Annotated in this window: 1 protein-coding gene; it reads left to right on the forward strand. The window is 67.4% G+C overall.

The features are described from left to right. On the forward strand, positions 1-764 hold a 764-nt coding region (gene ispH / locus Q7W29_14710; protein MDO9173073.1), incomplete at its 5' end, for a 4-hydroxy-3-methylbut-2-enyl diphosphate reductase. Between the last annotated feature and the right edge of the window lie 303 nt (positions 765-1,067).

Below are 1,067 nucleotides of genomic sequence, written 5' to 3' on the forward strand. Positions count from 1 at the left end.
GCGTGGTCTTCGTTGAGGAGTTGGACGAGGTGCCGGCCGGCGGAACCGTGGTCTTCAGCGCCCACGGCGTCTCCCCGGCGGTGCGCGCCGACGCCGTCCGGCGCGGCCTGCGCGTCATGGACGCCACCTGCCCGCTGGTCACCAAGGTCCACCGCCAGGTCGAGCGCCACGCCGGCCGCGGCCGCCACATCCTGCTGATCGGCCACGCCGGCCACGACGAGGTGATCGGCACGATGGGGGAGGCTCCCGACGCCATCACCCTGGTCACGTCGGCCCGGGACGCCGAGACGGTGGAACTGCCGGAGGGCCGCGACCTCTTCTACGTGACGCAGACGACCTTGAGCGTGGACGAAACCAGCGAGATCGTCGAGATCCTGCAGCGCCGCCGGCCGGACCTGTCCGGACCCGCCCACAGCGACATCTGCTACGCCACGCAGAACCGGCAGGACGCCGTGAAGGCGCTGCTGGCCGAGGGGATCCAGCGTCTGCTGGTGGTCGGTTCGGCCAACAGCAGCAACTCCTTGCGCCTGGGCGAGGTGGCGCGCCTGGCCGGCGTGCCGGCCGACCTCGTCGGCGGCGCCGCCGAACTGCCCCACGCGGAGCTGGCGTCCCTGCATCTGGTCGGATTGACCGCCGGCGCCTCGGCTCCCGAGTACCTGGTCCAGGAGATCGTCCGCTATTTCGAGGCCGCCGGTTGGCGGGTCCAGCCCTGTATCGTGCTGGAAGAACACGTGAAATTCGACCTCCCGCCCGAGCTCTCCTGAAACCAGATCCTTTAAGTAGACGTATATGCAGTTATGCAGTACTTTGACTTTGACAGTCGCAGATGAGGTCGTTAATTTATCGGCAACTTCGGACCGCGGCCACCCCGGCCGGCGAGATCGGTGCGGAAGCCGTCGTGCCGACACCGCAGGTCGCGCCAACACCAAGGGGTCCGACGTGGACAAGAAGCTCTACGAGATGCAAGCCGAACTGTGCAAGACGCTCTCGAACCCGAAGCGTCTCGAGATCCTGGACATCCTGAAGGAAGCGGGCGAGATCTGCGTCAACGAGCTGGCCGAGCGGCT

It is taken from the genome of bacterium (genome assembly GCA_030654305.1).
In the GTDB taxonomy this organism is placed as follows: Bacteria; Krumholzibacteriota; Krumholzibacteriia; order LZORAL124-64-63; family LZORAL124-64-63; genus PNOJ01.